General features: G+C 65.5%; 13 protein-coding genes. 6 read left to right on the top strand and 7 right to left on the bottom strand.

Going from position 1 to position 13,289, the window contains the following annotated elements:
- Positions 1–526, bottom strand: a 526-nt coding sequence (locus TX88_RS35125; protein ID WP_244438417.1) for an ATP-binding cassette domain-containing protein, incomplete at its 3' end; no start/stop codon positions are given.
- Between the two features lie 223 nt (positions 527–749).
- Here TX88_RS35125 and TX88_RS13135 point away from each other — a divergent pair.
- The 3 genes from TX88_RS13135 to TX88_RS13125 all read left to right on the top strand — a co-directional run bounded on the left by TX88_RS13135 (position 750) and on the right by TX88_RS13125 (position 2,926).
- Entirely contained in the window at positions 750–1,427 is a 678-nt protein-coding gene (locus TX88_RS13135; RefSeq protein WP_044517361.1) for a TetR/AcrR family transcriptional regulator, read from the top strand.
- A 10-nt stretch (positions 1,428–1,437) separates the two neighbouring features.
- Positions 1,438–1,713, top strand: a complete 276-nt coding sequence (locus TX88_RS13130) for a YciI family protein (RefSeq protein WP_044517359.1) — start codon at positions 1,438–1,440, stop codon at positions 1,711–1,713.
- Between the two features lie 160 nt (positions 1,714–1,873).
- Positions 1,874–2,926, top strand: a complete 1,053-nt coding sequence (locus TX88_RS13125) for an NAD(P)-dependent alcohol dehydrogenase (RefSeq protein WP_044517357.1) — start codon at positions 1,874–1,876, stop codon at positions 2,924–2,926.
- A gap of 62 nt (positions 2,927–2,988) precedes the next feature.
- On the opposite strand, the gene TX88_RS13120 is transcribed toward TX88_RS13125, so the two are convergent.
- Positions 2,989–3,339 carry a DUF3349 domain-containing protein gene (locus TX88_RS13120; protein WP_044517354.1) on the bottom strand — a complete coding sequence of 117 codons (351 nt, stop codon included), beginning with the start codon at positions 3,337–3,339 and terminating at the stop codon, positions 2,989–2,991.
- Positions 3,340–3,483: 144 nt separating this feature from the next.
- On the opposite strand from TX88_RS13120, the gene TX88_RS13115 reads away from it, so the two are divergent.
- The gene (locus TX88_RS13115) at positions 3,484–4,935 is read left to right on the top strand and encodes an LLM class flavin-dependent oxidoreductase (RefSeq protein WP_044517352.1); all 1,452 of its coding nucleotides are present in this window, start codon (positions 3,484–3,486) and stop codon (positions 4,933–4,935) included.
- Positions 4,936–4,955: 20 nt separating this feature from the next.
- Here the strand turns inward: TX88_RS13115 and TX88_RS13110 are convergent, their stop codons facing one another.
- On the bottom strand, positions 4,956–6,335 hold the full coding sequence (locus TX88_RS13110) for an alpha/beta hydrolase (RefSeq protein ID WP_044517350.1): 1,380 nt from the start codon (positions 6,333–6,335) through the stop codon (positions 4,956–4,958).
- A gap of 140 nt (positions 6,336–6,475) precedes the next feature.
- On the opposite strand from TX88_RS13110, the gene TX88_RS13105 reads away from it, so the two are divergent.
- On the top strand, positions 6,476–7,018 hold the full coding sequence (locus TX88_RS13105; protein ID WP_044517348.1) for a hypothetical protein: 543 nt from the start codon (positions 6,476–6,478) through the stop codon (positions 7,016–7,018).
- Here the strand turns inward: TX88_RS13105 and nrdF are convergent, their stop codons facing one another.
- From nrdF to TX88_RS13090, 3 genes are all read right to left on the bottom strand, one after another.
- Positions 7,019–7,981 (bottom strand): class 1b ribonucleoside-diphosphate reductase subunit beta, encoded by a 963-nt coding sequence (gene nrdF / locus TX88_RS13100; RefSeq protein WP_044519368.1) that lies wholly within the window; start codon positions 7,979–7,981, stop codon positions 7,019–7,021.
- 75 nt (positions 7,982–8,056) lie between these two features.
- Positions 8,057–9,598, bottom strand: coding sequence for a flavin-containing monooxygenase (locus tag TX88_RS13095; RefSeq protein WP_044517346.1), 1,542 nt, complete (start codon positions 9,596–9,598; stop codon positions 8,057–8,059).
- An 80-nt stretch (positions 9,599–9,678) separates the two neighbouring features.
- On the bottom strand, positions 9,679–10,419 hold the full coding sequence (locus TX88_RS13090) for a TetR/AcrR family transcriptional regulator (RefSeq protein ID WP_044517344.1): 741 nt from the start codon (positions 10,417–10,419) through the stop codon (positions 9,679–9,681).
- A gap of 151 nt (positions 10,420–10,570) precedes the next feature.
- Here TX88_RS13090 and TX88_RS13085 point away from each other — a divergent pair, with 151 nt between their 5' ends.
- Entirely contained in the window at positions 10,571–11,749 is a 1,179-nt protein-coding gene (locus tag TX88_RS13085; RefSeq protein ID WP_044517342.1) for an NAD(P)/FAD-dependent oxidoreductase, read from the top strand.
- 69 nt (positions 11,750–11,818) lie between these two features.
- On the opposite strand, the gene TX88_RS13080 is transcribed toward TX88_RS13085, so the two are convergent.
- Positions 11,819–13,225 carry an aldehyde dehydrogenase family protein gene (locus tag TX88_RS13080; RefSeq protein ID WP_044517340.1) on the bottom strand — a complete coding sequence of 469 codons (1,407 nt, stop codon included), beginning with the start codon at positions 13,223–13,225 and terminating at the stop codon, positions 11,819–11,821.
- Positions 13,226–13,289 lie beyond the last annotated feature (64 nt).

Raw genomic sequence — 13,289 nt, 5'->3', positions numbered from 1 at the left:
AGGCCCGCATCCGGCGCATGGGTTCGGGGATGCCGACCGCGGTGAGCAGTCGCAGCGCCTCTTGCTCGCTGCCGGCCGCCTCCGCCACCTGCTTGCCGATCCGCATCGTCGGGTTGAGCGAGGTCATCGGGTCCTGGAACACCGCGCCGAGGTCGAGGCGGCGCACCTTGCGCAACGTCTTGGTTCCGCCGTTGACCATGTCGGAGTCCGCCACCCGGACCGACCCGCCGATCTTGGCGCTCTCGGGCAGCAGGCCGAGCATCGTGAAGCCCAGAACGGTTTTGCCCGAACCGGATTCACCGACCAGGCCGACTATCTCCCCCGGGGCGATGGAAAGGGAGACGCCGCGCAACGCGTGGACGTCGCGGCCGTTGCGGCGAAAGGTGACGCGCAGGTCGTCGATGGCGGCAACCGGCTGTGGGGGTGAGAGTGCCGCTGCTTCGGCGCGTACCGCCGAGTCGTCAGTCGCGGGGTCATCTGCGCCGAGATCCGCGGGGAAGGTCATGTCGATCGTGACCTCAGCCATCGTGGGCCTCCCAGAAGCGATTTGGCAATTCCGCGCCACCACCATGTGCCGCAGCCTGTCGAGCGACAGTTTTCACCGGAGGCCGCGTCGCTGGGTGTCACAGGTGTTAATGAGGTGTAAAGGAATTGACGGGCCCGGTAACCGTCACGTGTCGCGCGTTTCTATCGAGTGACCGATACCCCGTGCGCTGGCCCTTCGCGGCCGAAGCGCCAACCATGGCCCTATGGCAGGAAGACCACGGGTACACGCCCAGCGCCGGCAGGGGCACACAGCTCGTGACGAAATCCTCGACGCCGCAGGGGAATTGTTCACCGCAACCGGTTACGCGGGAACATCGACGCGAGCGATCGCCGAAGCGGTCGGCGTGCGCCAGGCGTCCCTCTACCACTACTTCAAGACCAAGGACGACATCCTGTGCGCACTGCTCGAGCAGACTGTGGCGCCGACCCTCGAGTTCATCCCGAGCCTGCTGGGTACCGAACCGGCATTGACCGCCGATGAACATCTGCACGCCTTGGCGGCGTTCGACGGCGCCCAACTGATGTCGGGCCGGTGGAATCTCGGTGCGCTCTATCTGCTGCCCGAACTGCGTGAGGCCAAGCTCGAACCGTTCTGGTCGGACCGGGAGCGGCTACGGCTGCACTATCTGTCCGTGAGTCGCGCGCTGAGCCGGCGGACCGGCGTTCACGAAGCGGCCGCCGACCTCCCGTTCCGGCTCGTCGAATCGTTGGTCAACGTGTGGTCGATGCCGCCGGGTCCGGAACGTTCCGAAATGCCGTTCCACGTGGCGGATGCCTGTATGCGCGTCCTGGGCATCCCCGACGATGCGGCCGCGGCCCTGCGTTCGCGGAGCCACCGCGAAATCGACAGGCATAACGAGAACGGCTCATCCGACCCGTAGTCTGCTTGGCATGTTCCACGTCCTCACCACGACTTACGTGCAGCCCATCGATGTCGTCGACCAGACCCGCCCCGCCCATATCGCGTGGCTCGAGGAGGAAGTGGCCGCGGGCCGCATCGTGTTGGCCGGCCGTCTCGAATCGGCGACCGGCGCGGTGCTCGTCACCGGGGACCTCAGCGAAGAGCAGGTCGAGGACCTCATCGCCCGCGATCCCTACACCCTGGCCGGGCTGATCCGCTGCGAGCGCACCTCCTTCAACGGGGCGTTCCGCGCTCCCGGATTGTGACCGCGCCGGCATTGAGCCGGGAGATATGTCACACCTGGTAGCGGGATTACTGCCGCCGCCTGCGTCGTTGCACGCTACGCACTGCCATCTCAGGCAGTAGTCAGTTAACCGGACTAATCTTTTCCGGGACACGCACAGACGACGAACAAAGAGGGCTTTGATGAGCACTGTTTATGCCTATGCCGCCAACTCGGCGACCGAACCGCTGGCCAAGACCACCATCACCCGCCGTGAAGTAGGCCCGCATGACGTGGCCTTCGACATCCACTTCGCCGGCATCTGCCATTCCGACATCCACACCGTGAAGGGCGAGTGGGGCACCCCCAACTACCCCGTGGTGGCCGGTCATGAGATCGCCGGTGTCGTCACCGCGGTGGGCTCGGAGGTGACCAAGTACAAGGTCGGCGACCACGTCGGGGTCGGCTGTTTCATCGACTCCTGTCGGGAATGCGACAACTGCAAGGCCGGTCTGCAGCAGTACTGCACCGGCGATTACGGCATGCACGGCACCTACAACTCCACCGAACGAGACGGCTCCCCCACCTACGGCGGCTACAGCGGGGCCATCGTCGTCGACGAGAACTACGTCCTGCGCATCCCCGACAGCATCCCGCTGGACGCGGCAGCTCCCCTGCTGTGCGCCGGCATCACACTGTTTTCACCGCTGCGCCACTGGAACGCCGGGCCGGACAAGAAGGTCGCCGTGATCGGGCTGGGCGGCCTGGGTCACATGGGCGTCAAGCTCGCGCACGCGATGGGCGCGCATGTCACCGTGCTCTCGCAGTCGCTGAAGAAGATGGAAGACGGCCTGCGACTCGGCGCCGACGAGTACTACGCGACCAGCGACCCGGACACCTTCCGCAAGCTGCGCGGCAAGTTCGACCTGATTCTCAACACCGTGTCGGCCAATCTCGACCTTGGCGCGTACCTGGGCCTGCTGGCCGTCGACGGCACGCTGGTGGAGCTGGGCATGCCCGAGCACGCGATGGAGGTGCCGCCGTTCCCGCTGGCAGGCATGCGCCGCAGCCTCTCCGGTTCGATGATCGGTGGCATCCCCGAGACCCAGGAGATGCTCGACTTCTGCGCCGAGCACAACGTGACCCCTGAGATCGAGGTCATCCAGCCCGATTACATCAACGAGGCCTACGAGCGTGTGCTGGCCAGTGATGTGCGGTACCGCTTCGTGATCGACACCGCTTCGCTGCGCGGCTAGATCCCAGTCGTCAACGCGGCGGATTGCGGTCACATAGTGACCGCAATCCGCCGCGTAACTCGTTATCCGGCCTCTGAGTTCTGGCCCGCGTCCGACTGCAGTTCGACGCCGGCCAACGGCCAGCCCGCTGCGGCCAGTTTGGCCGCCACCCGCGCAATGTTCTCCGGACCCGCGTCGTGGTCGGTGACATCGGCGATGAATTCCGCGATGGCGTCGCGGTCGATCGGATCGTCGATGTCGGCCGGTGCCGAGGCCTCGGCGATATTGCGCACCACCTCGGCCACCTGCTCCTCGGTGAGCGGTGTGGCCCGGAGCAATGCGAGCAGCGGAACGCGATCGGTGCCAGGGACCCCTTCCGGGTAGCCGGCACGTAGCCAGTTCAGGACCGAGATCAGCAGCGACTTTGTTGACACCCGGCTAAGTTTCGCGGCTGCCCGGCAAACCCACCACTGGACGCGCCGACAGTTGTGTGGCCATTCATTCGTGGTTCACCGCCAAAACAATCCGGCTGAGCGCAACGGGTGACCGTTTCCCCGCGTCCCGGCATTCTTGGCGCAGTGACCCGCGTGATCCGTTTCAACGCCTTTGACATGAACTGCGTCGCCCACCAATCGCCCGGCTTGTGGCGCCATCCCGAAGACCAGTCCTGGCGCTACAAAGACATCACCTACTGGACCGAGCTGGCGAAGTTGTTGGAACGCGGTCGTTTTGACGGCTTGTTCATCGCCGACGTGCTGGGCACCTACGACGTGTACGGGGCCAGCGACGAGGCGGCGATCCGCCAGGCCGCACAGATCCCGGTGGGCGACCCGATGCTGTTGGTGTCGGCGATGGCATTGGTGACCGAGAACCTGGGGTTCGGGATCACCACCGGAACCGGATTCGAGCATCCTTATCCGTTCGCCCGACGCATGTCGACCCTCGATCACCTGACCAACGGCCGCGTGGGCTGGAACGTGGTCACCGGGTATCTGCCTGCCGCCGCGCGCAACATGGGCCAGACCGACCAGCCGGCACACGACGCGCGCTACGACCATGCCGACGAGTACCTCGAGGTGCTCTACAAGCTGTGGGAAGGCTCCTGGGAAGACGACGCGGTGGTGCGTGACGCCGAGCGCGGGGTCTTCACCGACCCGGCCAAGGTGCACCATATCGGCCATGCCGGTACACATTTCAGCGTCCCGGGGGTACATCTGGCCGAACCGTCGCTGCAGCGCACCCCGGTCATCTACCAGGCCGGTTCCTCACCGCGCGGGGTGCGATTCGCCGCCGAGAACGCCGAGGCGATCTTCACCGCGGCGCCCACCAAAGCTCTTCTACGCGAGACGGTTTCCACGATCCGGGCAGAACTCGAGTTGGCGGGCCGGGATCCGTACGCGGCCAAGATCTTCAACCTCACCACCATCATCACCGGCGAAACCGACGAAGAAGCCCACGCCAGGCATGCCGAGTACCTGGCCTACGGAGATCCCGAGGGCGCACTGGTGTTCATGTCCGGCTGGATGGGCGTGGACCTGGCCCGCTACGGCCTCGACGAGCCGATCGGCAACGTCGATTCCAACGCGATCCTGTCCGCGGTCAAGGCCTTTCAGTCCGCCTCGGACAAGGGCGGCGAGTGGAACGTGCGCGACATCGCCGAGTGGGGTGAGATCGGCGGCATGGGACCGCGCATCGTCGGGTCCGGCGTGCACGTCGCCGACACCCTGCAGGAATGGGTCGAGGAGACCGACGTCGACGGCTTCAACCTGGCCTATGCGATCACGCCCGGATCCTTCGCGGAGTTCATCGAGCACGTCGTCCCGGTCCTCACCGAGCGCGGCGCGTACCAGTCGACGTACGCACCGGGCAGCCTGCGCAACAAGCTGCTGGGCCACGGCGACCGTCTCGCCGACGAGCACCGCGGCGCCAGTTACCGGGTGGGCGGGCCCAATTCGACGATCATCGAGCGTCCGTCGACGCTGCCGTCCTCGTCGGCGTCCACGGCTGCTCAGCCGGCGCGGGGCCGCTAGTTTCGCCGAGCCCGGTCGATCTAGCGCGGCGCAGCCTGGACGTTGGTGGGTTGCTGCCCCACCGTCGACGGGGGCAGGTCGGTCTCTTCCACGCCGGGCGTGTTGAGCTGACCGGCCAGCCACGGTAGTGCGGCGCCAAAGGCGTTGGCGGCGAATGCCCAGTCATGCCGGCCCGGCGCCGTTTGCACCGAGCAAGCGATCGCATCGGTCCGGGCCGCGTTGCACAGTGTGGTGGCCGCGACATCCTGGGACTCGGGATTCGCAGTGGGATCGTGAGTGGTTCCCCCACGCCGGGAAACGGGCACCTCGAACCACGCTGTGACATCGGAGTACGGACCGTGACGACGCAGGATGGTGACCGGATCGTAGGCCGCCCACGCGTCGGTGTCCCCGCCGAAGAGCCGGTTGATCGTCTGCGTCTTGTCTCCCGTGTTCGGTCGCAGATCACCGGCGATGTCGATGAACGACCGGAACATATCCGGGTGCATCAGGGTCAGGTCCACCGCGCAGGTGCCGCCCATCGACCAACCCGCTATCCCCCACCCGTCGCGGTCGGCGCGCACACCGTAGTTCGAGATCAGATACGGAACAACGTCTTTGGTGAGGTGGTCGGCGGCGTTGCCCCGGGTCCCGTTGACGCACTCGGTGTCGTTGGTGAACGAACCGGTGGCATCGACGAACACGAACACCGGCGCATTGCCGTCATGGGTGGCCGCGAATCCGTCGATGATGCCCAGCACGTTGCCCGCCCGCAGCCAGTCGGCCGGGGTGTTCAGTTGCGAACCGATCATCATCACCGCGGGAAGCTGCGGCGGCGGATTGCTGGCGAACCACGCCGGTGGCAAGTAGACGAGTTCACCACGGTGCGCGAAGCCGGACGCCGTCGAATCGATGGTCACCGGGACCAGAACACCGCTCGGCGGCCGGAAGTGGGCCAGCTGCATCTTGGTCACGGTCAACCGGTCCGTCTGCCCCGGCAGCGGGCTCGACGTGAGCTGCTTCCACATGGCGTCCACGGTCGGGAAATAACCGACCCACATGTTGAGTGTCAGGACACAAGCCAGCCCGCAGACCCCGATCGCCGCCACCGACGCACTGCGCCGCCACCACCGGGCACTCAGCCATCCCAGGAGCGCCACACCGACGGCCAGCGCGGTCAGCGCGATCCAGACCCACAACTCCGGTGGGCCGGCGTTGCCGGCCACCCCGATCGAGTCGATGTACCAGTAGGTCACGCCCGCCAGCACCGCCGCCGCGGCCACCAGCGCCGGCAATATCCGGAAGCGCCAGCGCGGCGAACGCCAGCCCACGGCGGTTCCCAGCAGCAGCGCGGCGATCAGCTGCACGACGACGGGGAACCAGCCGTGTATCAGCGAGATCTGCGAAATGAGCTGGTGCATCAGCTCAATTTCCTATCAGCGCCAGCTGTCAGCTCACTGGGCGAACGCTGAAGGAGCGGCCGAAACCCGCGGTCACCGGGGCAGGCACTTTGCGGGCGGGCAGTACTGCGTGCCAGGTTGTGACGCCTTATGGTGACGTGATGCGCACAATGATGCTGGTGGCCCTGGTGAGCGCCGCGGTCGGCGCCGGCCTTGGTGTCCCCGGCCTGGCTGCCGCGGACCCGCCGCCGCCTCCGCCCCCACCGCCGCTCAATCTCAACGCGCTGACGCCGGTGAAGCCGTCGGATTTCGCGATGCAGAACGGCGAGTACTACGCATTTGCGGTGCCCGGCGACATCGCATGCGCCATCAGCCGCGGGTCGGGCAATTACGGTTGCAGCGGCCCACTGCCGGCGGCCCCGGATGGGGCCAACGCGGTCACGGGCGGACAACGGGGGTTGCCCACGTTCGTCAGCGACAATCGGCCGCTGTTCGTCTTCGACAAGCTGCCGAACCGGCTGCTGCCCGGATCACGGATCAGCTTCCGCGATGTGACGTGCGGGACCGACGGCACGGTGACGGTGTGCAGCAATTCCTTTGACGGAGCGGGGTTCGTCCTCAGCCCGGGCGGCAGCCATGCTCTCGATGTGAACAACCCACTGCTGCTCAATACCGGGGAGGGGCGCAACCCGTACGCCAACTAGCTAGAAGTCCCAGTCCTCGTCTTCGGTGTTGACGGCCTTGCCGATGACATACGAGGACCCCGAGCCCGAGAAGAAGTCGTGGTTCTCGTCGGCATTCGGCGAGAGCGCCGACAGGATCGCCGGGTTCACGTCGGTCTCGTCCTTGGGGAACAACGCCTCGTAGCCGAGGTTCATCAGCGCCTTGTTGGCGTTGTAGCGCAGGAACTTCTTGACGTCCTCGGTCAGCCCGACCTCGTCGTAGAGATCCTGGGTGTACTCGACCTCGTTGTCGTACAGCTCGAAGAGCAGCTCGTAGGTGTAATCCTTGAGCTCCGTACGCTTTTCCTCGTCGATCAGGGCCAGCCCGCGCTGGTACTTGTAGCCGATGTAGTAACCGTGCACGGCTTCGTCGCGGATGATCAGCCGGATCATGTCGGCGGTGTTGGTCAGCTTGGCCCGGCTGCTCCAGTACATCGGCAGGTAGAAGCCCGAGTAGAACAGGAAGCTCTCCAGCAGCGTGGAGGCCACCTTGCGCTTGAGCGGCTCGTCACCCTTGTAGTACCGCATGACGATCTCGGCCTTGCGCTGCAGGTTCGGGTTCTCCTCCGACCAGCGGAACGCATCGTCGATCTCGGCCGTCGAGCACAGCGTCGAGAAGATGTTGGAGTAACTGCGAGCGTGCACCGACTCCATGAAGGCGATGTTGGTGTAGACGGCTTCCTCGTGCGGGGTGAGCGCATCGGGGATCAGGCTGACCGCGCCGACGGTGCCCTGGATGGTGTCCAGCAGCGTCAGACCGGTGAACACCCGCATGGTCAGCTGCTTCTCGTGCGCGGTGAGCGTGCCCCACGACGGGATGTCGTTGGACACCGGCACCTTCTCCGGCAACCAGAAATTGCCGGTGAGCCGATCCCAGACCTCGGCATCCTTCTCATCCTGGAGCCGGTTCCAGTTGATCGCTGAGACACGGTCGATCAGCTTCATGCCTTCGCTCACCGGAACCCCTTTTCACCAGGTCTTTTTGTTTGCCGAACAGCACCCATGACACTACCCCTGGGGTTACTGACCCGCGGGGACCGCAACACCTTGTGTTTTCGTGTCGCTCGCCTCATGGATGAAATCGAACTCCGCCGGGTCCAGCTTGCGCGTTGCCAGCCAGTACTGCCAGGTCATACCGCTCCACAGGGTGCGGTTGACGCCGTGGGCGTCCATGTACCAGCTCCGGCAACCTCCGGTGTTGAACACCGTGTGCGCCAGATCGTGCTGCAGCTCGGCATTGAACTCCGCCTGGGCGGTGGGGTTGGGTGAGAGCGCCTCGGCCCCGGCCTTGTCGACGGCGGCGACCGCCTGACCCACGTAGCGGATCTGCTGCTCGATCATGAACACCACCGAGTTGTGCCCCAGGGCGGTGTTGGGCCCGAGCAGGAAGAACAGATTGGGCATTCCCGCGACCGCCACGCCGCGGTGGGCGGACATCCCCTCGCGGTTCCAGCGGTCCACCAGGTCCTCACCGCCGGCACCCTTGATGTCGACGTAGGTATAGGAGTCGGTGACGTGGAAACCGGTGGCGAACACCACGACGTCGACAGGGTGCTCGACGCCGTCGGCGGTGACGATGCCGGTGGGTGTCATCCGGGCGATGGACTCGGTGATCACCTGGGTCTTGGGGTTGGCGATCCCGCGGTAGTAGGTGTCGGAGTTGAGGATTCGCTTGCACCCGGCGCGGTAGCTCGGTGTGAGTTTGCGGCGCAGCTCGGGGTCTTTGATGCTGCGGTTGATGTTGTAGCGGCCCATCGCCTCGCCGATCTTGAGCAGCCGCGGCTGCTGCGTCATGGCGAAGCCGACGCCCTCGTGGATCCAGTAGATAGCGGCGCGCATCGCCGCCCGGGTCCCGGGCACATAGCTGAACGTGCGCCGGATCCATTGCGGGAACTTGTTGTTCACTCGCGGCATGACCCACGCCGGGGTGCGCTGGTAGAGGTGCAGCTCGGCGACGTCCCGGACGATCTCGGGCACGATCTGGATCGCACTGGCACCGGTGCCGATCACCGCGACCCGCTTACCGGTGAGATCGACGCTGTGGTCCCACTCCGCGGAATGGAAAGTCGCACCGGTGAATTCCTCGCGCCCCTCGATGTCGGGAATCTGCGGGATGTGCAGGCCGCCGGCGCCCGAGACCAGGAACTGGGCGATGAATTCCTGGCCGGTGTCGCTGAACACGTGCCAGCGCAGCTCCTGGTCGTCCCAGTGTGCGCGGTCCACATGGGTGTTGAACCGGGTGTAGCGGCGCAGCCCGTACTTGGCGGCCACGCCCAGCAGGTAGTCCTGGATCTCGGGCTGGAATGACCACATGTGGCTCCAGTCGGCCTTCGGCTCGAAGGAGAACGAGTACATGTGCGACGGGATGTCGCAGGCACACCCCGGGTAGGTGTTGTCGCGCCACGTCCCGCCGAACTCGTCGGCCTTCTCCAGGATGAGGAAATCGACGCCGCGGCGTTGCAGCTCGATCGCCATCCCCATCCCCGAGAACCCGCTGCCGATGATCAGGGCGCGGGTGTGGATTGGTTGCTGACCCTGCGGCGAGGGTTGGGCAGCCGTCATAGCTCAGGTCCTTTTCTGGGAACGGCGGTACCGGATATTTCCCAGTCTCCGGACCTGGGACCCGACTGTCAACGAGATGATCAGCTGGCGTGCTGGCGACGCTGGACACCCTCGTGAAGCGGCAGATCCGGGTCGATCCAGATGCCGAGCAATTCACAGGTGCCGTTGATGGAGCCGACCATGATCGTGGTCAGGTGGTTGACGAACTCCTCGGCCGGCATCCGGCGCGGGCTGTCCTCTTCGGTGCCCAGCCACCAGTCCGTGGCCGACGCGCACGCACCGAAGGTGGCGAACGCCGCCAGTTCGATCGCGGCCCCGTCCAGCTCCATCTCGCGCAGTTCGTTCGAGAACATGTCGGCCATCGCCAGGGTGATGCCGCGGCCCTCGTTGAGTGCGCGCATGGTCGATTCGCTCTGTTCGGCGAACCGGCCCTGAATAAGGAACCGCAGCACGTTGGGGTGTTCGTCGACCAGCAGTACGTACTGTTCGACGCTGCGGCGGATGACTTCCCGGGCCGGATCGGCTCCGAGGTTGATCACCGGGAAGATCGCCGACCACAGCATGTCGCGCAGCCGCTCGCCGATCGCCTGGAAGAGATCTGACTTGTCGGCGAAGTGACGGTAGATCTTCGGCTTGGCCGTACCGGCCTCTTCGGCGATCTCCCGCAGGCTGACCTCGGGGCCCAACCGGTCGATCGCCCGGAACGAGGCGTCGACGATTTCCGACCGCACCTTCTTTCGGTGCTCACGCCAGCGCTCGCTACGGGCATCAACCTTGACGCCCGGGCTATCGCTGGAATGTGATCTCGACGTTCGCCGCACGCGATCACTGTACCCGCCCTGATAGCGCTGACCTGCCCAGACCGCCTCACAACACGCGGTTGTACCGTTTGACCCGGGCGTTCGCCCGTCAAGCCATCGACACCTCGCTTGGGTACTATCGCAGCCACAGTCAACCGATGAGACGAGGCTCATGACGCAGCGATACGACCTGGTCATAGCAGGTGGCGGCCCGTCGGGGTCCGCCGCGGCGTGGCAGGCCGCTCAGACCGGCGCCAAGGTGTTGGTCCTGGACAAGGCAGAGTTCCCCCGCGACAAGCCCTGCGGTGACGGGCTGACCGCCCGCGCGGTGAGCTACCTGCAGAAGATGGGCCTGTCCGACGAGGTCTCGAAGTTCCATCGGGTCAACAAGGTGACCGTGTACAGCCCCAGCGAGTGGGATCTGTCCTTCCCGCGGCGTCCTGGCATGCCCGACCACGGCCACACGGTGAGCCGGACCGAACTGGACACACTGCTGCTCAAGCACTCCGAATCGGCCGGTGCCGAGGTGCGCCAGGGCGCCGAGGTCGCCGGACCCGAGTTCGACGCCAAGGGCCGCGTGGTCGGCGTGGTGCTCAAGAGTGGTGAGAAGGTCTACGGCGACGCGGTCATCGCGGCCGACGGCGCCTACTCCCCCATCAAGCGCGCGCTGAAGATCGACTCGGAGTACAACGGCTACTCGGCCATCGCCATCCGGTCCGAGATGCACGCCAACCGCCCCGACAGCGATGCCTTCGAGATCTACCTCAAGCTGATGTTCCAGGGCGATCAGCTGCCCGGGTACGGCTGGATCTTCCCGATGGGCGGGGGCCGGTTCAACATCGGCCTGGGCTACGTGAACAGCTACAAGAACTGGCAGTCGATCAACGCCACCCAGTTCCTCGGCGACTTCATGCGGACCCTGCCGGCCGAATGGGAACTGCCGCCGATCGAGGAACTCAAGAAGAACAAGAGCGTGCGGGCCTGGCGATTGCCGATGGGCTTCACGGCATGGCCGCCGTGGCGTCCGGGCGTGCTGTTCGCAGGCGACTCGCTTGGTGCGGGCAAGCCGGTGTCCGGTGCGGGTATCTCCAAGGCGCTCGAATCCGGTTTGACCGCAGGCGAGTGCGCGATCGCCGCGCTCACCAACGGCGGGCCCGACGACTTCACCAACTACGAGCAGCGGATGCGCGCGGCGTGGGGTCGTGAATACCGGCGCGGCCGCTTCTTCAACAAGCTCGCCGGGTATCCCGCGGTCGCGGGCGCGGGCCTGAAGGCGTTGGACAACCACACCTTCCGTGACCTGCTGCTCAAGTCGCTGTACAAGAAGGCGCAGAGCCCACAGCACACATAGCCGTTCGGAGCACCAAATGTGAAGCCTCTGCGATGTTGTCGCAGAGGCTTCACATTTTTGGGCGGATCGCTATAGGCCGATGTAGACCGACTTGGTGTTGAAGTAGGCCTCCAGCCCCTTCTTTCCGCGCTCGCCACCCCAACCCGACTGCTTGTGACCGCAGATCGGCATCGACGGGTCGGCTGCCAGCGCCGAGTTCACCCAGATCTGGCCGCCGCGAAGCGCATTCGCCACCCGATGGGCGCGGCTGAGGTTCTCGGTCCAGATGGCCCCAGCCAACCCGTACTCGGTGTCGTTGGCCGCCGCGATCGCCTCTTCTTCCTCGTCGAAGGGAATCACCGAACCGACCGGTCCGAAGATCTCCTCCTTGATCAGCCGCATGTCCGGGGTGGTGTTGGTGACGATCGTCGCCTCGTAGAAATAACCCTTGCGGTCCATCGGCTTACCGCCGGTGATCACCTCCGCACCGCCGGCCACGCCGTCGTTGACGATGCCCTCGACCCGCGTGCGTTGCTTCTCACTGATCAGCGGCCCCAACACCGAGGTGGGATCCTCGTATCCACCCATCGGCAACATCTGGGCGAACCCGGCCAAACCTTCCACGACCTGGTCATAGATCTTGCGCTGCACATAGATTCGCGAAGTGCACGAACAGTTCTGCCCGGAACCTGCGAGCAGGCCCATGCCGGCACCCATGATCGCCTTGTCGAGGTTGGCGTCGTCGAACATGATCAGCGGCGACTTCCCACCGAGCTCCAGCGTCAGGCGCTTCAGATTGCCCGCAGCCGCCTGCACGATCAGACGCCCGACCTCCGTCGACCCGGTGAACGCGATTTTGTCGACATCGGGGTGTGCCGTCAGCGCCGCACCCGTGGTCTCGCCATAGCCGGTGATGACGTTGAGGACACCATCGGGCAGCCCCGCCTCGCGGAAGATCTCTTCGAGTTTCAGCGCCGACAGCGGAGTTTCCTCGGCCGGCTTGAGCACCGCACTGCATCCGGCCGCCAACGCGGGGGCGACCTTGAGCATCGCGACGAAAAACGGTCCGTTCCAAGGGATGATGAGGCCGACGACGCCGACCGGCTCCAGCTGAGTGAAGGTGTGGTACTCCTCGAAATGGCCGAGCAGCCCGTCGGAGATGAGATTGGCCGATTCGCCGTGGATCTTGCCGACCCAGCCCGCGTAGTAGATCAGCATCTCGTTGGCCACCTTGATGATCTGCTGCGCAGCCAACGCGTTCATGCCGTTGTCGCGCGCCTCGATCTCCGCGAGTTCCTCCGTGCGCGCCTTGATGATCTCGGCCGCCCGGAAGAGCACCTCGGCCCGGTGCGCGGCGGGCAACTTGCGCCACACCCCCGACTCGAACGTCTCCCGCGCCCGGGCCACCGCCGCGTCGACGGCAGCCTGATCTGAATCAGGGACCTCCGCGATCTGCTCCTCGTTCGACGGGTTGAAGACCGCAATGGTGCTACTCAATGTCCATCATCCTTTCGTCGCGCTGCGCCAAATCACCGCGAGCTTATGCGCGTAAGTTGCCAGC

This window comes from Mycolicibacterium septicum DSM 44393 (assembly GCF_000455325.1).
Lineage (GTDB): Bacteria > Actinomycetota > Actinomycetes > Mycobacteriales > Mycobacteriaceae > Mycobacterium > Mycobacterium septicum.
This window is presented reverse-complemented; position numbering and strand designations above follow the sequence as displayed.